Raw genomic sequence first — 21,513 nt, 5'->3', positions numbered from 1 at the left:
AAAATACATAAGGAAGATATAGTATGAATTAGTATAGTTGTTATGGAGAGTTTTATGAGAAAAGATAATTACATATTGAATATAATTGATGAGATAAGAGGAGTTTTAAGTAAAAATAATTATAGAGAGAACAGATACAATAGGGATATAGCATGGTTTGAAGAACGAAAAAGTATTTATGATGATAATATAATACGAATTGCTATTATGGGAATAACTAGTAGTGGAAAATCTACTTTAGTAAATGCACTTCTTGGTGAAAAGATTTTACCCATGGCTATAAGACCTAGTTCAAGTATTATAATTACGGCATCAAAAGGATTAAAGAGACAAGCTGTTATTTATTTTAAGAATAGTGAGCCTAAAGTATTAGAGTCAGAAAATCTAAATGAAGATGCTATAGCAGAATATGCGGATGAGAGCAGGAATCCTGGAAATACGCTTAATGTTACTCAGATTGATATAAAAACACCTTATTTTATGTTAGATGAGAAAATACATATAATCGATAGCCCAGGATTAGATGCATGGAACTTAGAAAATCATGAAAAATTGACATTGGAGATATTACTTCCAACTATAGATATATGCATATTTGTGACTACAGTCAAGGCTAATAGTGATGCAACGAATGCTGAAAAAATTAAGATAGTAAGTGAGAAAGACAAGCAGATAATCCTAGTACAAAATATGATAGATTCAATTGAGGAGAAAATTGGTAGGAATGGAATAGTTGAAGAAGATAAAGTTACTATATTAAAAAAGTATAAAAAGAGAGCAGAGAGGCTCTTAATGGAAATTACAGATGATAAAGAAATATCGGAAGTTATTCAAATATCAGCACTTAATGGGCTGATGGGAATTGTGGATAAAGACAAGGAAAGATATGATAGTTCTAATTTTGAAATGTTTGTTAATGCTATAGAAAATTGTGCGGAAAATACTACTCCAAAGCTTAATGGACAGAGAGCTGAAAGTCTAATAGAAAAAATTAATAGTATAATTTCAACTGATCAAGAAATTATAAAGGGAAATAATTTAGGTGAAATAGAAGAATTAATAAAAGTAAGTAATAAAGAGATTGATAATCTTACAAATAAATTTGAGACTGCTCAGAATGAAATAGCTGAAAAGATTAAAGAAATTGAAAACATTACTTCAAATATAATAAAGGAAATATCATCGGTTCCATCTGAAAATATAGAAGATTATCTAGATATAGTGGATAGAATTAACAATAAAAATTTATATATTGAAAGTGATATTTTAAGCACTGTTAAGAAGTGTGAAAAAGATAAAAGAAGAATATATGATAGTCTTAATTTAGATATAAGATCTTCTTATGTTTTGCCAAGTATCGAAAGTAAAAATATTGAGATTAAGCATAAATATGAAGAAAGAACTGTGTTATTTAAAAAAGAAGGGGTTCTAAATAAGGGAAAAAGATTATTGTCTAATATATTTGACAAGGACTGGGGATATAAAGAAGTTGGATATGACGAGAGAATAATTGATAAAGATGAGACTATTAAGAGGGCCCAAAAAATATGTAGTGAAAATAAGAATAAATATATAAGTATATTAAAGGAATGGAGTAATCAATATACAAAAGCAATAGATACTTTCTATGAGGAAGTAGCAAGAAGAACAGAAGAATTTGAAGAAAAAAAAGAGCAAAATATAGAACTTTATGATATAGGAGAAGTAACTAAGGATCTAATAGGTATTAAAAACAAGCTTTCTAATTTAAGAGTGGATGTGAAAAATGAGGTAGCAATAACAAGTGATAATTATGAAAAAAATATTTCATATAGTATTCCAAAGCTACATTATAATTTTTATATGCTGAGTAATAAAGTTTTAGAAAAGAACTACCTATTAGTTGGAAAATATATAAATAAAAAGTGTAAGGAAAAGTCTAACAATATGGGTCTAAAGCTTTTTTGGACATGGGACATAGATTCTTGCAGAGATTTCATTTCTAGAATGTATGGAATTGATCTAGATTTTGAAGTATGTGAATTAATAAAGAGAGAAGGTTTATATAGTTTTGAAGATATAGCTATTATCTATGAATCTGGAAAAGGTACGCTTAAATTTTATGAAAAACTTAGACAGATAAAAGATATGACTTATAGTATGTTTATTATTTTTAATGGAATACAAATTGGAAATTCTAAGAAGCAGATTTTAGAAAGCAGAAATTTAAACTATTTCTTTAAGGAGAATAGTAATTTATCAGTGAATTTAGTAATAGATTCATGCAGAGAATTTATAAATGCGAATAATATAGAGGAGCTTCTCATAGAAGTTAAAAACCTAAAAGATAAAGTTATTAGTAGGTTCAGTAGTATAAGACCTGAATATATATTAATTAATTCTAAAAATCCAATATATAATATGGCATTAATAGAATCACAAGAAATTCATGAATTTTTGATAAGTGATTATAAAGTTATAAAAGAAAAACTGCTTGAAAATCCTTTATCAAGAGGAGTAGAAGAACAAGAAACTATTGAAAAGATTTTAAGCTATTTTTTGAATACCTCTAAAGAGGAAGGAGTATGAATGAATATATGGAAGAAAGATCAATTTTAATTCAAAGTGATGAAGTTACAAAAAATATAATGGGTGAAATACAGGATGATATGTTAAGTTTACTTTCAAGGGCATCTAGAAATATGACAGAAGAGCTAACTGAGAAATTAAAGCCAGTTGAGAGAAAAATAAATGACTTGCGAGAAAATTTTCAAGAGTTTCATGAAGAAGAATTCGAAGAAAAACTTGAAGATTTAAATAAAAGCATATTAAAAATAAGAGAAATGACAGAAACGAAATTAGAATCAGTAATACAAAAGAGTGTAGAAGAACAAAGTAAGGTGTTATTTGAATCTATAGAAGAAAGATTGGCAATATTAGGATTAAAAGTAGTAAAAGATGCAGCAAGTAATAAAGAAGCGATTTTAGATAAATTAGATAATATTAACTTAGATAAGATAGAAGAAAAAGTAGACTTGGTTGAAAAATCTGTTGAAAATAAAGTTGAATCTTTAGAAAAATCTATGGAATATAATCTAATTAATAATAAAAATTCAATTTTAGGAAAAATTAAGGATATTGACAGTAAAATTGAAGATAAAGATAGTATAATAGAATTAATAAGTAAATTAGAGGATGAGCTTAATAATAAGATTGATTATATACAGGAAGAGGTAGAGTGGGGAAATAAATCATTCTTTTCTAAGCTTTTTGGAAGAAGGAGATAATAGGCGATGACATATATAAATTTAATAGAAGATGAAAGGTTTTATAGGTTATTAGAAAAATATCTTAACAATGAGAAGCAAGGTATAGATTATAACAGATACTTTGAACATTTTATTGAGAATTTGAATAAGAAAGAAATAATAGTTCCAGTTTTAGGAATTCAAGGTGCAGGAAAGAGTAGCTTTTTAAATGCCATACTAATGGAGGATAATATATTACCTACAGATGTTGATGAAACAACTTGCGTACCAGTTGAGGTTAGATATGGAGAAAATACTGATGAAGCTGTAGTATATTATCTAAATGGCAGAAAAGAATCTATACGTATAAAGGAATTGGAAAGATATGTACATAATGATTATAATGAAGCCAATAATCTTAAAGTATCTAAAATAGTATTATATAACAAGAGCGAGGTTTTAAAAGATGATATAGTACTTGTGGATTTGCCTGGTGTTGGAAGTTTGACACCGCAAAATCAGAAGACTACTTTAGAATATGTAGACAAGCTAACGGCAGGAATATTTTTAATCAGGACAAATCCACCAATTACAAGATCAGAGAAAAATTTTATAAATGCTTTGTGGCCTAAATTAGCTAATACTATTTTCGTTCAAAACAAATGGAATGATGAAAGTATTGAAGATGCAAATGAGGCAAGAGAACATAACTCTGGCGTATTAAGTAGTATAAGTTATTCTCATAATGAAGAAAGAGATATAAAAGTTGATATAGTAAATGTTTATGAGGCTGTAAAAGGAAAATTCACTGGAGATGAGGCAGCTTATAATAATTCAGGAATAGTTAAAGTAATAGAAGAAATTAAAAATATTTCGAAAGAATATAATAAAGATTTAATGAAGGTTTTAAGCCAAAGAGTTGATGAAGCTTTAAGAAACATTAATGATAAGATAACTACTTATAAAACTTTAGCATTAAATGAGGACAATCAAAATACTTTAAAAAAGGAAGAAAGAATCAAAGAGATAAAAACAATGTTATCGGAGAATAAAAGAAAATTAAGAGATTTTCGAACTTATGCGGAAGATGAAATGAATAATATTATAGATAATTCATCTAAAATAATAAAAGAGAACATTGAAAATTTAAGAATAGAATTAAGAAGAATTATAAATAAAGGAATAGTTGATGGTAATAGGCTTAGCTTAATATATAAAGAAACATCTGATAAAGCCATAAATGATATAATGGATGAGATTTTGAACAGTATTGGTGAATTTATAAAAAATATAAATAGCAGATTTGAAAATATAAGAATAAAAGGTTTTAATGGAACCTATGAGAATATATCATTCTTTAATAAAAAGAGTTCAATAAAGTATGAAAAGTCGATTCCAGCATTACTTGGGGTATCAACCGGGGTAATAGGGACAGTTGGAGCAGTGGGAATGCTTGGCGGCCCTGTAGGAATTTTGGTTGGAATGGGGATAAGTTTAGCCTTTTCTTTGATTGGAGATCATATGAGGAAAAAAATAGTTGAAAGTAGAGCTCATTATACTTTAAAAGATTTGGAGCCAATGATAGAAGATTTAGAAATATATTTAAAAGAAGAAATAACCGGAGATCTAATGGCAAAACAAAAGGAAATAGATGAATCCATAAAGGCAATGAAATCTAATCTAGAAAATATCTTTAAACAAGATATGGAAGACTTGGAGAAACAGTATGAAACTAATTATAACGAAGAAAATATTTTAGAATTTGAAAAAGATTTAAAAATATTAAGGGAATTAATCGAGGAATATAAGGAGAAATAAATATTATGAATATTTTTAAAAACTGCGTTGATAGACAAAACAGGATTGATAAGGTAGTTAATATTCTTGATAATGATGAAATTACAGCAAAGAATTTATTAATAAAGGATAGAATAATTAATCCAGCTCACTATATTGTTATGCTAGGCGAGACTAGCTCAGGAAAAAGTGCGTTAATAAATAGTATTTTTCAAAGGAAAATACTAGTGGAGAGCGTTAAACCAACAACTGGAATTGTAACAGAAGTTATAATAGATGAGAGTTCTGAAGAAACATTATTTGCTATAAATAATGATTTGAGTATAGATGTTTTGGATGATGATAGTTTTTCGAATCTTACAGTAAAACCAGATGGTAATATAAATAGATTAAGATATATTGGACCGTGCAAAGATTCGAGGTATTCTGGAATGAGGATTTTCGATACTCCTGGATATGGATCACTTGTTGAAAGGCATGAAGAAGTTTTAAAGAACTTTATACCAGAAAGCGATTTTATAATATATGTTGTGTCATATAAAACTGGAATTGGAGAAGATGATTTTCAGTTCTTAAAATATGTTGGCGAAATTATAAACGATAATGTGGAAGTTGTACTTGCAGTAAATATGTGCCCACAAAATATAGATATGGATAATAAAAGAATCAATGAAATTAGAAATAGCGTTTCTGAATGTATCCATAAAGATATAGAAACATTTCTTATTGAAAGCAGTATTGAAAAGAATCCTGACACAGATAAGCTCTGGAACTATATATACAAAAAAGTTAATGATCCAGATAAAGAAGGAGAGCTTTCAGAAACTCTAAAGAATTATCAGGATTACTTATTGCGTGAATGCGATATAAAAATTAGTTCCAGAATTGCGGAAATAGAATGCAAAAAAGAAGAGGTAGTAGAAAAAGCTAATGTAATTAAGGAATTTTTAGATAAAAAAGATGAGATATTAGATGTTATAGAAAACGGATTTGTAAAAATAAAATTAAAAGCAGTAAGGCTTATAGGAAAATCCGATATGAAAATCAAAGAGAATATTACGAACTATATATACGATGAAAGTAAATGGTCAATGAAGGAAGAAACCTTCACCTTAATGCAGCACTACTATGTTCCAAAGTTAACAAGCGAGGAAACTGAAAACTTAAATACCTATATTGAAGATGAAGTTATTAATTTAGATAGAGAAGTTGAGAACATTCTAAACACAGAAATTATTAAGCTAAAGGAGAATGTTAAAAGAAGTACACCTTCATATAACAAGGTTGTAGAAGATATCATAGAAAAGCATAGAGGGGATTCTATTGAACGAGCTACAGGAGAAATGTTTAGGACAGTATATAAAGGTAAATTCAATAATTCAGAAAAGGATTATGCTATTAGTAAAAATTTAAAGAAGCTTTCTAATACATTTGAAAAATCATCTGTTGGAGAAGTTAATAATAATTTAAATCACTTATTAAAAACAATAAGGGCTACATCTTTAAAGGGAATTACTGAATCTTTAAATGTTTTTACCGATTCTATATTCTTTTTATATGATTCTTTAACATGGCAGAAAAAGATAAATGAAATATCTGTAACGGCTATAGATAATTGGGCGAATAATATTGAAGGGTCTTTAAGAAAATACTTAGATGAACTGAAAGAAATAAGTAAAGAAGAAGTATTAGTTTTATTTGATGAATTAAGTGAGGAATTCACCAATACAAAAGATGAATTAAAAAATATAAGTTCTGAAGAATTAGTTAGATTAAAGAAGGAAATAGAATTTTTATTATATAAATGCCTGCTTATAAATATTACAAAGTAATGACAGATTTAAGCAAATAAGAATATTTAACTATAATAGTGCATTTTCACTTGAATAATTTTACAGATAAATAAACAAAAGAGGAACTAAGCTATTTTTAATGTCTTAAAAATAGCTTCTAGTGACTTTTAGATGAGAACTATGAAACGAATATTTTTCAATAATATTCTTAGCCTTTGACGAGGACTTAGTTTTTTCATAAATTAATTTATACAACAAAACGTAAAGTTTGTCTTTATTTTTTATAAATTTTTATAACTGTAAATACATGTCATGAAATTTTCTGAATTATAAATCTAAAACCAAAAAATTTCAAACTTATTTTATAAAACTTCAAACTTTTTATAGTGAATTAATTACCACAATTAATACGTCCCCAATCACAAATCTCCCTCATTACTTTTGAAAGAGACCACCCTTTTTCTGATAATGAATATTCTACCTTCGGAGGTACTTGAGGATATTCTTTTCTAATGATTAATTTATCGGCTTCTAATTCTTTTAGCTGTTGACTAAGCATTTTATGAGTAATTCCTGTTAAACCCTTTTTTAATTCAGAATATCTCATAACAGAATTGACTTTAAGTTCATATAAAATTATCAGTTTCCATTTTCCACCAATAACGGATATTGTATAACCAAATGGTGTTCCTAAATGATTGCTTGTTTTTGATATATCTTTCATTGTATAACTCTCCTTTTGGATAGTATCTCACTTTTAAGTGCGTTCTATCTTTTTTTATCATTATGTTATATATTAATTATATCAACTTAATAATATACATACAATTAAAACGAGGTGTAAAAATGAAAGTATTACTTATTAATGGTAGTCCTAAAGTTAAAGGCTGTACTTATACGGCTTTAATTGAAATTGCTAAGGAATTAGAAAAGGAAAACATTGAAATTGAAATCTTCCACGTTGGAAACAAACCAATCCGAGGTTGCGTAGCTTGTGGAGGATGTTCTAAAACTAAAGGTAAATGTGTGTTTAATGATGACACTGTAAATATTGCATTAGAAAAAGCCAATGAAGCTGATGGTTTCATTTTTGGCTCTCCTGTGCATTATGGGGTACTGTCAAAGTTTTTTATCTAACTAAGGCAGCAACCCTTTAATTTTTCTTATTTTTTATATAAATAACTTGCCACCCCCAAAAAGTTAAGATATTTTATACTTGCAAAACAAAAACACTGAACTAAAAAAGGAGGCAAGCTATTACCATGATTAATAAGTTTCTTCTTGAAACTGTAATTTATCTTATTGAAATTATAAAGTATCTCATGACTTTGCTGGTTGGCAAAAACTTGCTTAAAAGCATTTCGGACGAACCTGTTAAGAAAGAATACCGAAAGCTTCAAGTAGATGATCAACCAATCTTTGATGTTCCCGAAAAACTTAACTATAAGCTTCTAATAGCTGAATATGAGTTTAAGCACGGCAAAGAATTTGCTCCTGTGAAACCTCGCAAAAACAAAGCGTTAGCTCCTAAGGATGTTATCTGTCCTAAGTGTGGTGCTCCACATACCTATCTTTACGATAATAACGGAGGCCGAGGACAATATCTTTGCAAAGTCTGTGATACCACATTCAATCCTAAAAATTACTATCAGAAATCCATAGTGTTAAGATGTCCTCACTGCAGTAAAACACTTGAAAGAATCAAGGCGCGTAAGGATTTCTACGTTTATAAGTGTAAGAATGATAATTGCTCTTTTTACCAAAATAATCTTAAATCAATGACAAAATCTGAAAAACAAGATTTTAAGAAGAATCCTGGTAAGTTCAAAGTTAGATACATATTTAGAGATTTCACTTTTGACTTTAAGCCACTTTCTAAAGAAAGTCCGGTAAAATCAAAGGTTTCTCTTCCAAACATTATGATTTCTTCTTACACCTTAGGACTCATTCTAACTTACTACGTTAACTACGGTTTATCTTCCAGAAAGACAGCTGCATTGCTTAAAGATATTCATGATATTAAAATATCTCATCAAGCAATTTTAAACTATGTTAATGCCGTTTCAATTGTAGTTAAGCCATTTATAGATAACTACGATTATAAACTTTCTGACTCTTTCTGCGGCGATGAAACCTACATAAAAGTTAACGGTAAGTGGAACTATATTTTCTTCTTTTTTGATGCTGTTAAAAAGATTATTCTATCTTACAGAGTATCACCACATAGAGATACCGAAACGGCTGTAAAAGCCATCGATGATGTTCTAAGTAAGTTAAAAGAAATACCTGAAGATCTTAATCTTATAACTGATGGTAACCCTATATATCTTCTTGCACAGCACTTCTTTGCAAGCCATAGTATAAAATTCGATGTTACTCAAGTTATAGGCTTAACCAATAAAGATGAAGTTTCAAAAGAATATAGGCCATTGAAGCAAATTATTGAACGTCTTAACCGAACCTTTAAAGGCAATTATAGAGCTACTACTGGCTTCGGAAGTCCTAACGGGTCGGTTGCATTTGTAACTATGTTTGTGGCATACTTTAACTTTCTAAGACCACATTCTGCCCTTGAAGGCAAAACTCCTGTAATCCTTGAAGAGTTAGAGTCAATGTCCAACATGCCTACTAGATGGTGCAAATTTATTGAACTATCTCAAGACTTTGTTCTAAATAACTGTACAATAACTGCCTAATGATCTAAAGCAGTTGGTGAAACGCACCCTTGACACGCCCACAAAGATAAATGGTAAAATATCTCAATAGGCGGGTCTATTAGTCATGTTCAAAATTATCATTCACCCGTCCTTAACTGCCTAAGACCATTTATCTTTAGGTGTGTCAAGGGCAACTAGCAAACATAATTTAACATTAAATGGTAGTTGGATTGATTTTTCATATATTTTTTACACTACCCATTATGGAGCGCCATCAGGCTTAATTACATCTTTCTTGGATAGATTTTTCTACGCAGGAAATTGTTTTGCATATAAGCCTGGTGCAGCAATTGTAAGCTGTCGCCGTGGAGGAGCTACTTCTGCTTTCGATCAATTAAATAAATACTTTACTGATAGAAATATGCCTGTTGTATCTTCTCAATATTGGAATATGGTTCATGGAAACACTCCTGAAGAAATAGAACAAGATCTAGAAGGAATGCAGACAATGAGAACACTGGGCAAAAATATGGCTTGGCTTTTAAAATCTATAGAAGCTGGAAAAAATGCCGGAATTTCATTACCGGAAATAGAGCCTAGAGTTCTTACTAATTTCATACGTTGAAATTAGTAAATTTAAGAAAAACTATATTTAATACTATAATAGTGCAAAAACGCTTAAATAATTTTACAAGTGAATAAATCAAAAAACATTTATGATAAATCCATGCTATAATTGAGTCTGCACACAACAATGACAGCAAGGAGATATAGATACCCACAACGGAAATTTTATTTATTCAGCATAAATAAAATTTCCGTTGTGGGTATCTATATAAGATTTTATTAATAAATATAAATAACGATGTATATGCAAATGTGCATATACATCGTTATTTGCGCTTACATAGAAGTATCTTATTTATAACTTATTAACTAATTAGAAATAATTAAATATCAAGTTTATTTTTATAAGTAAAGTTGATTGAATCTAGAGATAATTTCTTACATTAAATATTTTTCCGTTTTTAACATAAACCCTCGGGATTCTATATTTAAGCATACAAAGTATTTCGTAATTGATTGTTCCCATTATTTCTGCGAAATTATCTGCATTAAATCTGAGCCCATCTTGTTCTCCGAGAATTATAACTTCATCGCCAACTTTTATATCACTATTAATATCTGTAATATCTATCATACATTGATCCATACATATCCTTCCGACAACAGGAGCAAATTGTCCATTTATAATGACTTTAGCATTTTTAGCTAGTAATCTAGAATAACCATCTGCATATCCTATTGGTATAGTAGCGATTAAACTTCTTCGCTTAGTCTTAAAAGTTCTTCCATAACTTATAGACATACCTGCATCCATTTCTTGAACACGTGTTATAGTTGCTTTTAATGTCAATGCTGGTTTTAAAGAAAGGTTTTCTTTTTTTACTTCATTTGATGGATAATATCCGTAAAGTATGATCCCAGCACGAACAGCATCTAGGTAAGTCTCTGGCATGTCCATGATTGCACCGCTATTAGAGACGTGTTTTATAGGAATTTCTATATTAAGATTTGAAAGTTTCTTTAGCAAATCCTTAAATTTTTCAAATTGTTCATTAGTATATTCTTTATCTTTCTCATCAGAAGTAGAAAAATGAGTAAATATTCCGATTACTTCTAGTCCTTCCAAAGAACAGATTTTACAAATATCATCTATTGCTTTTTCAGTTGGTAGAAATCCTATTCTTCCCATTCCTGTATCAATAGCTATGTGAATCTTAGCTTTCTTATTAAGGCTTAATGCTGTTTTTGATAATTCTTTTGCATAATCTAAGTCATATACAGTTTGTTCAAGATCATATTTTATTAATTCTTCGTTTAGATACGAAGGGGTATATCCGAGTATCATAATAGGGGCATTTATATTATCATTTCTAAGTTCAATTCCTTCTGTTAGAACTGCTACGGCAAGCCTTGATGCACCATTTTCAAGTAAAGTTGGAACCACATCTAAAGCTCCATGACCATAACAATCTGCTTTAACGACCGCGATTACCTCTTTATCTTTAGCTAAGTCTTTTATATTTTTCATATTATAAGCTATTGCATCTAAATCTATTTCTGCATATACAGGTCTAAGTATCTTTTGCATTTGCCTACACCTCACAATTATTATTTATATTAAAACTATGTTTAGTATCTTAACCGCTATTGATTATAAACTAATTTAAGTATTCTTACAAAATATATTTTAGTTAATATATAGAAATAAAAAAAGAACCACTAATGTTAGAATTTATATATACAGTGGTTTTTATACTATTTTCTACCTGTTTAATTAGGAATTTTTAATACTTTCCATGTTCTTTTCGCAAAAAAATATATGGATAAATAATTGAAAATTAACATACATTATTTTACATAGTAAGTTATTTGTGTAATCAATGTTAAAACAAAGGAGAAAATAATTACATGTAGAATAATAGATACTAATAAGAGAAATCTTGACTCATAGTGGTCTTGATATAAAAGGTACTTAATTATATATAATAGGAGGGTGGATGATCATGGTAAATCAAAAGGAAATAAAAAAACTAGATGATATTTTAATTTCTAATAATTATGACAAGACACAAATTATTACTATTATGCAGGAAATTCAGAAGGAATACCGGTACCTGCCAGAAGAGGCGTTGTGCTATATAGCAAAAGAACTTAAGATTAGTGAAGCTAAAGTATATGGAGTAGCAACATTTTATGAAAATTTCTCTTTAGAACCGAAAGGAAAATACGTGATTAGAATTTGTGATGGAACTGCTTGTCACGTAAGGAAATCAGATCCTATTCTTAGTGAGTTTAGGAGTGAATTAGGACTTTCGGGGAAAAAACTTACAACCGATGATATGCATTTTACAGTAGAAACAGTATCGTGTCTAGGAGCATGTGGATTAGCTCCGGTCTGCACTGTAAACGATGTAGTGTATCCGTCAATGACACCAGAGAAAGCAAGAAAGCTAGTGAAGCAGTTAAAGGAGGAGTTGTCAAATGAGAATTAATACAAGAGAAGAGCTAAATTCTATAAGCTCAAAATATAAGGCTGCTTTAGTTAGACAACGTAAGCAAATATTAGTATGTGCAGGCACTGGATGTGTAGCAGGCGGATCTCTAAACATTTATAGAAGATTTAAGGAGATAATAAAAGAAAAGGGATTAGAGGTCACATTAGAATTAAAGGAAGAACCACATGACAATACTATAGGTTTGAAAAAGAGTGGATGCCATGGATTTTGTGAAATGGGACCTTTAATACGAATTGAACCAGAGGGATGGCTATATATAAAGGTAAGTATAGATGATTGTGAAGAAATTATTGAAAAAAGTATTATTGGTAATGAAGTAGTTACTGGTTTAAGTTATAAGGATGGAGATAAGCTTTATAGTAAGCAAGAAGATATTCCATTTTATAAAAAGCAAACCCGTGTAGCTTTAAATAATTGTGGTCATATTAATGCGGAGTCTATTGAAGAATATTTAGCAGAAGGTGGCTATAGTGCTACTGCGAAAGCTCTTTTTGACATGACTTCTGAAGAAATTATTAATGAAATGTCTGAGGCACATTTAAGAGGGCGTGGAGGCGGAGGATTTCCCACAGGAAAGAAATGGGCCCAGGTATTAAAGCAGGCAGAATCAGAAAAATACATTGTATGCAATGGCGATGAAGGTGATCCGGGAGCATTTATGGATAGAAGCATGATGGAAGGAAATCCTCACGGTGTTATTGAGGGTATGATTATTGCAGGAATTGCTACAAAAGCACACAATGGATATATATATGTTCGTGCAGAATATCCTCTTGCAGTAAAAAGATTGCGCATAGCTATTGAACAAGCTATGGAAAAAGGACTCTTGGGTGATAATATATTAAATTCAGGTTTTGATTTTCATATTCAGATTAATCAGGGAGCAGGAGCATTTGTATGTGGAGAAGGCAGTGCTCTAACAGCTTCAATTGAGGGGAATCGTGGTATGCCTAGAGTTAAGCCTCCAAGAACTGTAGAACAAGGCTTGTTTGGTAAACCAACAGTGCTAAATAATGTAGAAACATTTTGTAATGTATCTCCAATAATTAACAAAGGGGTACATTGGTATAAAACTATGGGAACTGAAAATAATTATGGAACTAAAGCATTTGCTCTTACGGGAAATGTTAATAATACAGGATTAATAGAAGTTCCTATGGGGACAACATTGAGAAAGATAATATTTGACATTGGAGGAGGAGTGAAAGGGGGAGAATTTAAGGCAGTCCAAATTGGTGGGCCGTCTGGAGGTTGTCTATGTCTTCGTGAAAATCATCTTGATTTAACTTTAGATTTTGATTCGTTAAAGAAAGTAGGTGCCATGATTGGGAGTGGAGGCCTAGTCGTTATGAATGATAAAAATTGTATGGTTGAAATGGCACGTTTCTTTATGAATTTTACTCAAAATGAATCTTGTGGCAAATGTATACCATGTAGAGAAGGTACTAGAAGAATGTTAGAAATACTTAATGATATAGTAGATGGTAAAGGTACATTGGAGGATATTGATACATTAGAAGAATTAGCAGAGACTATTTCTGATACAGCACTTTGTGGACTTGGAAAGAGTGCAGCATTCCCGGTTAGAAGTACATTAAGATATTTTAGAGATGAGTATATAGAACATGTTGTAGATAAAAAGTGTTCAGGAGGCGTATGCAAGTCATTAATTTCATATGAGATTGATAAAGAGAAATGCAGAGGTTGCTCAAAGTGTTCTAAGGGATGTCCCGTAGAAGCTATTACTGGAGAAATAAGGAAAACTTATGTCATTGATAAATCAAAATGTATTAAATGTGGTAATTGCATTGAAAGCTGTGTATTCAAGGCGATTAGAGTAATTTGAATATTTCTTCGATAATATTATTTTCTTTTTATTATTTATTATATGAAATTTATGAATTACAGAAAGGATGGTAAGAAACTATGTCAAAATATATGGTCATTGATGGCAATAGGGTAGAATTTGATAAAGAAAAAAATATCTTGGACTTAGTTAGAAAAGCGGGAATTGATTTACCTACTCTTTGTTACTATACGGATCTATCAGTTTATGGGGCGTGCAGAATGTGTGTAGTCGAGGATGAAAGAGGTAGCATTTTAACATCTTGTTCTACGCCACCAAAAGATGCGATGTCAATTAGAACTAATACACCAAAGCTTCAAAAGTATCGTAAGGTAATTTTAGAATTGTTGCTTGCAACACATTGTAGAGATTGCACTATATGTGAAAAGAATGGAAAGTGTAAGCTACAAAAATTAGCATCACGCTTTGGTTTGACAGATATTAGATTTAAAAGCATTCAGGGAAAAAAAGATTTAGATACATCATCTAAATCAATCATTAGAGATCCTAATAAATGCATTTTATGTGGAGACTGTGTTAGGATGTGTAATGAAATACAAAGCGTAGGAGCGATTGATTTTGCCAATAGAGGTTCGAATATGGTGGTGAGTCCAGCATTTGGGAAAAGCCTTGCAGAGACAGATTGTGTGAATTGTGGACAATGTGCTACTGTATGTCCTACAGGAGCAATAGTTGTTAAGAGTGATATTAAAAATGTTTGGAAATCAATATATGACCCTAAGCAGAGAGTTGTAGCGCAAGTTGCTCCAGCAGTGCGTGTTGCTTTAGGTGAAGAATTCGGTATGAAACCTGGTGAAAATGTTATGGGGAAAATTGTTGCGGCCATGAGAAGATTGGGCTTTGAAAATATTTATGATACTTCTCTAAGTGCTGATTTAACGGTAATTGAAGAATCAAAAGAATTCTTAAAGAAGTTAGAATCTGATGACAATAAGTTTCCACTATTTACTTCCTGTTGTCCAGCATGGATAAGATATGTAGAAAATAAATATCCTGAATTACTGCCATATGTATCTAGTTGTAAATCACCAATGGAGATGTTTGGTGCTGTTGTTAAGGCATATTTCAAAGAAAAAGATTCTTTAGAGGATAGAGAAACAATATCTGTAGCAGTTATGCCATGCACAGCTAAAAAAGCAGAAGCAGCTAGAGAAGAATTTATAAGTGATAATATTCCGGATGTTGATTATGTAATTACTACAGCAGAACTATGTGCAATGATAAAAGAAATCGGTATACAGTTTGATGAAATTGAGGCAGAAGCATCAGATATACCGCTATCTCTTTACTCAGGGGCAGGAGTAATATTTGGCGTTACGGGAGGAGTAACGGAAGCTGTTATTCGTGAAGTTGTTAAAGATAAATCTTCAAGAGTGTTAAAGGATATAGAATTTATAGGTGTTCGAGGTATGAAAGGAGTAAAAATATGTGAACTTCAAGTTAAAGATGAATCCATTAGAATAGGCATTATTAGTGGACTTAGAAATGCAGAAGATCTAATTGAAAAAATTAAGAGTGGAGAAGAACATTTTGACTTTATAGAAGTTATGGCATGTCCTGGAGGATGTATAGCTGGAGCGGGGCAACCTTTTGGATTAATGGAAGAGAAAAATGAAAGGGCAAAAGGACTATATAAGATTGATAAGGTTACGCAAATTAAAAGAAGTGAAGAAAATCTGGTAGTTAAATCTTTATATGAAGGTGTGCTAAAGAATAGGACTAAAGAATTACTACATGTTCATTATGATAAAAGTGAACATTAAAATATGAATTGGCAGAATGATTAATAGAAATATCAATGTATATTTGTGAAATATAATTAGAGGATATTGAGATTAGTTAGGTCTTTTGGCAATCATAAAATTGAAAGCTATACATCAAATAAGAGTATAGCTTTTTTAGACTATTACAAATAATTATTATAGTTTAATTGTTTTAGGTCCGCTAGAAAAAGAATTAAATGTTACAACGGCATCTTCTAGATAAAACACTTCAAAGATGTTATCATCTAAGCTATACATTTTTTTCAAGGATGGAACTGATTCTAACATAGCTGATTTTGCTTCCGTGCTGGAATCAAAAACTGCTTTTCCAGTCAAACGGATCCATTCACCTTTAGGTGAAGTTGTGGAAATTTCAGCTTTAGGGTTTGCAACTAATTGTTCAAAAACAGATTTGGTGTTGTTTGTTGTGAAATATAATTTATCTTTATATTTCATTACTGCACCAAAAGGTCTTACCCTTGGTTGATCACCATCCATAGTTGCAATATAGAAGGTAGGGTTATTAAGCAAAAATTCTAATACTTCATTCATCTTAATTGCTCCTTAAATTTTAATATGTTATAATCTCTTTGTACATAATATAGGTTATTACCGTAATTTTTTCAAGTAGGATTATTTTAAATATATAGTATCATAAATATACTAAGGGGGTACATGATGGAGGAAGAATATAATTTATTTGGCAAATGTCCGTTTGTAACAGCACAAAAAATTATTGCAGGTAAATGGGCAATAGTAATTTTACATAATTTAAGTACAAAAACGCTTCGTTTTGGAGAATTACAAAGATTATTGCCTGAACTAAAGCAAGCTACATTAACAAAACAGCTCCGTAGTTTAGAGGAGTATGGGTTGGTAAATCGTAAGGTTTTTCCCCAGGTACCGCCAAAAGTTGAGTATTCATTAACTGATATAGGAAAAGAATTTAAATTGGTTTTGGATAGCATATCTATTTGGGGAGAAAAATATATCGATCATATAAAATCGGCTGAAGTTTCAGAAAGTTAAATATAATTATATATTAGGAATGTTATAATTTAATATTTTAAATTATAACATTCCTAATTTTTTTGAGGTTAGCTATGTAGCCTGGAATATGTGTCTTAAATATTTAGATCATATTAAATGTTGTGGTTTTATTAACATTAATGTCAACCTAAAGAGCAAAAACTATAAATCTAATTAAATGGTAACAAAATTAATATTCATATTAATTTGACTTCTTGTATATTATTAGTAAGTTCAAGTTTAGAGAAAAATTTTTTTAGGCTAACATATATAGAATAATTTAGATATAACTGTTGGAAACATATAAATCCCCCAAATATAGTGAAATTGGATGGTGAAGAATATGGAAAAGAATTTTCATACTGCAAGAGGATACGAAAATATAAATTTAACAAGAAAATTGCTCACCCCTTCTATGGAAGATTATTTAGAAATGATCTATAGATGTAGCATGGAGGAAAATGTAGTTCGGCTAAATAAAATAGCACAAATGCTGAATGTTCGCGATTCATCGGCATCTAAAATGATGAAAAAATTTGGAGAATTATCTCTTATAAAATATGAAAGGTATGGAGTAATAATTCTCACAGAGGAAGGGATAAACATAGGAAGATATTTGCTTGAAAGGCACAATATTGTAAAAAAGTTTTTGGAATATTTAGAGTGTGAACAGGATATTTTAGAGGAAACAGAATTGATTGAACATATTATTAGTAGCGAAACTATTAATAATATAGATATGCTCAATATGTTCTTTGCTGAGAACATAGATGTGTTAGAGAGATACAGAAATTTTAAAAAGAGAAAGAAAGAATAGAGTAGTAAATATAACTTTTTGATGTCTCATAAAGTATGAGATAATTTGTAAATAAATTTATGCGCATTGATTATTAAGTAGTACCTAGTAAGATAATATGGGATGTTTTGTAAAAAAATGATATTGTTGAAAAATAAATGGGTAAATAAAGCATACATTATTTATTCCATACATTTGTATAATGATAACGGGGTGAGACGTTATTATGGAAATACAGAAAAATAAACACAAAAAGCTTTTAATAGGCATTATAGTTTCATGTTTTACTTTACTTGCCATATATTTGGGGCTGGCAATCTATTTTATGAACCACTTTTATTTCGGTTCTACGGTTAGTTGTGTTAATGTTTCAGGTAAGACTGTACAAGAAGTAGATGAAGAAATGCCAAATGAAATTGCAAATTATACTTTGAAATTAAAAGAAAGAGGAAATAATGAAGAACAAGTTAAAGGAAATGAGATAAATCTTAAGTATAATTCAGATGGAAAAGTTCAGGAACTAAAAGATAAGCAAAATCCATTTAAATGGATTATATCATTGTTAGGAACAAATAATTCTGCGATAACAAATGTAGTTACTTATGATGATGAGTTACTAAAAAAAAGCATTGATAATCTTTCGTGTTTTAATAGTAATAACGTAAATGAACCACAAAACCCTAGTTTTGAATATACAGATGATGGATATAAAATTATTGATGAAGTATATGGTAATAAAATTGATAAGATGGCACTACATGATAGTATTGTGAATGCAATTCTTAACGGGAAAACAACATTAGATTTGGATTCGGAGGATTGCTATGAAAAGCCTCAATATACTTCAAAATCTCAGGAGGTTATTAATACTAAAGATACCCTTAATAAATATATATCCTCTAAAATAACCTATAATTTTGGTGATAAGACCGAAGTGATAGATGGATCTATAATAAACAAATGGATTAATGTAAATAATAATTTAGAAATTACACTTGATGAACCGAAAATCAAAGAATATCTAAATAGCATATTAGATAATTACAATACAGTTGGCAAGACAAGAAAGTTTGTTACATCGCTAGGCACTAATGTACAAGTTAGCGGAGGAGATTACGGTTGGTTAATTAATAATAATGATGAAGAAAAAGAATTAATTTCAAGTATAAAAGATGGACAATCTGTAACAAAAGAACCTAAATATACGCAATCAGCAATGTCTCCTGGAAGTAATGATATTGGGAATACTTATGTAGAAGTAAATATGAGCAAGCAGCACGTATGGTTTTATAAGAATGGTTCTCTAGTAGTAGAGGGTGATGTGGTTACAGGAAATGTAAGCAATAATACTTCAACACCTACTGGAGTATATTCATTGAAATACAAGCAAAGAGATGCTACTTTAAAAGGTCAAGGATATAGCAGTCCAGTTAATTTTTGGATGCCCTTTAATGGAGGAATAGGAATTCATGATGCAAGTTGGAGATCAGTATTTGGAGGAAGAATTTATTTGACAAATGGTTCTCATGGATGCGTAAATTCTCCATATTATCTGGCTAATACTATATTCAATAATATTAACGAGGGAACTCCAGTTGTTTGTTATTATTAAATCTCCATAAAAACATCAATTTAGAGCTTAATAAAATAAGATTAAAAATTAGACCAGCTTTTAGCTGGTCTTTTGTAGTTGCTAGAATAATATATTTAATTATAGTGATTTTGTTTAAAGGAGTGGCTTTATTTGCCTAGAGAAACAAATTTTATTCAACCAGATAATCCAACTGATGAAGAAAGGCATGAAATGTTAAGGATGACTTTAGAGGAAGCGAATCGTATTGAAGATTTTAATAATATAGTTGAATTATTAAGTCCACCAAAAGATATTACAACAATTTTACCTCCTGGAAGTTGTTCAGGCATTAAGGTTGGGATAATAGGAGGCGGTATTGCAGGTTTAGCCTCAGCCTTTGAACTTAGAAAACTAGGTTTTGATATTACTATTTTTGAAACAGAAGAGAAGCGGATTGGAGGGCGAATCTATACCTATTATTTTGATGAGGAGAAAAGACTTTATGGTGAATTTGGTGCTATGCGTACACCAGTAGGTCATGAAACAACATGGCATTATATTAATACTTTTGGTATAAAAACAAGACCATTTATTCAAAATAATAAAAATGCATTATTTTATATACGACATAAACGCGCAAGGAATGATCCTCAAGGTAAAAGTGTAATGGAAAATATATACCCGGAATTTAACTTGACTGAGAGGGAGCGAAATACTCCATGGCAGAAAATAATTGGAGATGCATTGTCAAGTAATTTATTTAAAATACCTCCCTCCATAAGAAAGGAATTATTAGAGGTAAAAGAAAATTATTCAGATATAATTAAATATGTTGGTAGTCTTGGAATAAGGGAAGTACTTGAAAAGATGGGTGTAAGTGAAGGAGCGATACAACTAATTTCGGGAGTTGCGCCTTTTCTAGGTTCATTTTATTATAATAGTTATTCTGAAAATTTAATTGAGGAATATACTGTAGATTATGCATATAGGTACGAAATTGTTGGTGGAGCAGTAAATTTACCACTAGCTTTTTATGATTCGTTAATGTCTAAAAAACCAAAAGAATATAATAATATTAGAGATGAAGAATTGGGGAAAGTATCTTGGGAAAGTGGAAAGACAGTAAAAAGCATATATAAAATTAATGATATAGAGGAGAAAGTAGTGTTAGAATACGAGGAAGAGAAGTCATCTAAGCTTTATAGTCAAACTTTCGACTTCGTTGTTTGTGCAATACCTTTTTCAAGTCTTAGGGATGTGAATGTATTTCCTATGTTTAGCAATGAAAAAATGCAGTCAATAAGAGAAGTTTTTTATACATCATCTCAAAAAACTCTTTTTATGTGTAATGAACGTTTTTGGGAAAAAGGAAATGATAATGAGAAGATAATCGGTGGAGGATCTAATACTGATTTGCCAATTCAAACCATATGGTATCCTAGTCATAATATTATTACCGGATATGGTGGCAAAACGGAAAATAATATGAATGTTTCTGTTGGAAGAAAAAGAAGTGCTAAGGATAATCAAGGAGTTCTGCTAGCGTCATATAATTTAGGTTTAGACGGAATACGCGTAGGAAGCTTAGACGATAATGCACGATTTGAATTGATTAAAAGGCAAGTTGAGGATGTCCATGGTCTTCCACGAGGATATCTTGATTATGTAGTCGAAGATTATAAAACTGTTGACTGGGATAGAGAAAAAGGATTTTATGGAGCATTTTGCTACTTTATGCCTCGGCAACAAAAACTTTTTTCTAATGCGATGGCAAAGCCAGAATATAATGATAGAGTATATTTTGCAGGAGAACATGTTTCTTTAACGCATGGATGGATAGAGGGTTCTGTAAGTACTGCAATGAAAGCTGCAAATAAATTAGCAGAGTACTGTAAAAGTATGTGAGAGTGAGCTACCTTTAAATAGAA

The 21,513-nt window shown here is 30.2% G+C and carries 15 protein-coding genes and 2 pseudogenes; 14 read left to right on the top strand and 3 right to left on the bottom strand.

The window, feature by feature from the left end:
- The first annotated feature begins 54 nt into the window (after positions 1-54).
- Genes PZA12_RS20145 through PZA12_RS20130 form a run of 4 tightly spaced genes read left to right on the top strand, consistent with a single transcriptional unit; the run spans position 55 to position 6,856 of the window.
- Positions 55-2,568 (top strand): dynamin family protein, encoded by a 2,514-nt coding sequence (locus PZA12_RS20145; protein ID WP_103698958.1) that lies wholly within the window; start codon positions 55-57, stop codon positions 2,566-2,568.
- Complete coding sequence (locus PZA12_RS20140) at positions 2,565-3,266, top strand: hypothetical protein (RefSeq protein ID WP_423220244.1); 702 nt, start codon at positions 2,565-2,567, stop codon at positions 3,264-3,266. Before PZA12_RS20145 ends, PZA12_RS20140 begins: the two co-directional genes overlap by 4 nt.
- Positions 3,267-3,272: 6 nt before the next feature.
- Entirely contained in the window at positions 3,273-5,045 is a 1,773-nt protein-coding gene (locus PZA12_RS20135; protein ID WP_078114658.1) for a dynamin family protein, read from the top strand.
- A gap of 5 nt (positions 5,046-5,050) precedes the next feature.
- The gene (locus PZA12_RS20130) at positions 5,051-6,856 is read left to right on the top strand and encodes a dynamin family protein (RefSeq protein WP_077837390.1); all 1,806 of its coding nucleotides are present in this window, start codon (positions 5,051-5,053) and stop codon (positions 6,854-6,856) included.
- A gap of 352 nt (positions 6,857-7,208) precedes the next feature.
- On the opposite strand, the gene PZA12_RS20125 is transcribed toward PZA12_RS20130, so the two are convergent.
- Positions 7,209-7,541: a winged helix-turn-helix transcriptional regulator gene (locus PZA12_RS20125; protein ID WP_078114659.1), complete on the bottom strand. Its 333-nt coding sequence runs from the start codon at positions 7,539-7,541 to the stop codon at positions 7,209-7,211.
- Between the two features lie 122 nt (positions 7,542-7,663).
- On the opposite strand from PZA12_RS20125, the pseudogene PZA12_RS20120 reads away from it, so the two are divergent.
- The 3 genes and pseudogenes from PZA12_RS20120 to PZA12_RS20110 all read left to right on the top strand — a co-directional run.
- Positions 7,664-7,939 (top strand): annotated as a pseudogene (locus tag PZA12_RS20120) (flavodoxin family protein); the annotation flags it as partial.
- 140 nt (positions 7,940-8,079) lie between these two features.
- Positions 8,080-9,513 (top strand): DDE-type integrase/transposase/recombinase, encoded by a 1,434-nt coding sequence (locus tag PZA12_RS20115; protein WP_168983577.1) that lies wholly within the window; start codon positions 8,080-8,082, stop codon positions 9,511-9,513.
- 220 nt (positions 9,514-9,733) lie between these two features.
- Positions 9,734-10,099: pseudogene (locus PZA12_RS20110) on the top strand (flavodoxin family protein); the annotation flags it as partial.
- 366 nt (positions 10,100-10,465) lie between these two features.
- Here PZA12_RS20110 and alr read toward each other — a convergent pair.
- Positions 10,466-11,629 (bottom strand): alanine racemase, encoded by a 1,164-nt coding sequence (alr, locus tag PZA12_RS20105; RefSeq protein ID WP_078114661.1) that lies wholly within the window; start codon positions 11,627-11,629, stop codon positions 10,466-10,468.
- Between the two features lie 409 nt (positions 11,630-12,038).
- On the opposite strand from alr, the gene PZA12_RS20100 reads away from it, so the two are divergent.
- The 3 genes from PZA12_RS20100 (at position 12,039) to PZA12_RS20090 (ending at position 16,187) form a co-directional block, all read left to right on the top strand.
- Positions 12,039-12,533 carry a complex I 24 kDa subunit family protein gene (locus PZA12_RS20100; RefSeq protein WP_077837392.1) on the top strand — a complete coding sequence of 165 codons (495 nt, stop codon included), beginning with the start codon at positions 12,039-12,041 and terminating at the stop codon, positions 12,531-12,533.
- The gene (gene nuoF / locus PZA12_RS20095) at positions 12,523-14,403 is read left to right on the top strand and encodes an NADH-quinone oxidoreductase subunit NuoF (RefSeq protein ID WP_077837393.1); all 1,881 of its coding nucleotides are present in this window, start codon (positions 12,523-12,525) and stop codon (positions 14,401-14,403) included. The genes PZA12_RS20100 and nuoF overlap by 11 nt, the downstream gene beginning before the upstream one ends.
- Before the next feature lie 80 nt (positions 14,404-14,483).
- The gene (locus tag PZA12_RS20090) at positions 14,484-16,187 is read left to right on the top strand and encodes a [FeFe] hydrogenase, group A (protein WP_078114662.1); all 1,704 of its coding nucleotides are present in this window, start codon (positions 14,484-14,486) and stop codon (positions 16,185-16,187) included.
- Positions 16,188-16,343: 156 nt separating this feature from the next.
- Here the strand turns inward: PZA12_RS20090 and PZA12_RS20085 are convergent, their stop codons facing one another.
- Entirely contained in the window at positions 16,344-16,739 is a 396-nt protein-coding gene (locus tag PZA12_RS20085) for a pyridoxamine 5'-phosphate oxidase family protein (RefSeq protein WP_078114663.1), read from the bottom strand.
- A 126-nt stretch (positions 16,740-16,865) separates the two neighbouring features.
- Here PZA12_RS20085 and PZA12_RS20080 point away from each other — a divergent pair, with 126 nt between their 5' ends.
- From PZA12_RS20080 to PZA12_RS20065, 4 genes are all read left to right on the top strand, one after another.
- A complete protein-coding gene (locus tag PZA12_RS20080) occupies positions 16,866-17,216 on the top strand; it encodes a winged helix-turn-helix transcriptional regulator (RefSeq protein ID WP_078114664.1) in 351 nt (116 codons plus the stop codon).
- Positions 17,217-17,559: 343 nt separating this feature from the next.
- Entirely contained in the window at positions 17,560-18,033 is a 474-nt protein-coding gene (locus PZA12_RS20075) for a metal-dependent transcriptional regulator (RefSeq protein WP_078114665.1), read from the top strand.
- 205 nt (positions 18,034-18,238) lie between these two features.
- Positions 18,239-19,624, top strand: a complete 1,386-nt coding sequence (locus tag PZA12_RS20070; RefSeq protein WP_078114666.1) for a L,D-transpeptidase family protein — start codon at positions 18,239-18,241, stop codon at positions 19,622-19,624.
- A 132-nt stretch (positions 19,625-19,756) separates the two neighbouring features.
- Positions 19,757-21,490: a flavin monoamine oxidase family protein gene (locus PZA12_RS20065; protein ID WP_078114667.1), complete on the top strand. Its 1,734-nt coding sequence runs from the start codon at positions 19,757-19,759 to the stop codon at positions 21,488-21,490.
- Positions 21,491-21,513 lie beyond the last annotated feature (23 nt).

Origin of the sequence: Clostridium beijerinckii (assembly GCF_036699995.1) — a bacterium.
In the GTDB taxonomy this organism is placed as follows: domain Bacteria; phylum Bacillota; class Clostridia; order Clostridiales; family Clostridiaceae; genus Clostridium; species Clostridium helianthi.
The sequence above is the reverse complement of the archived record's forward strand: the minus strand, read 5'-3'. Positions and strand labels throughout refer to the sequence as shown.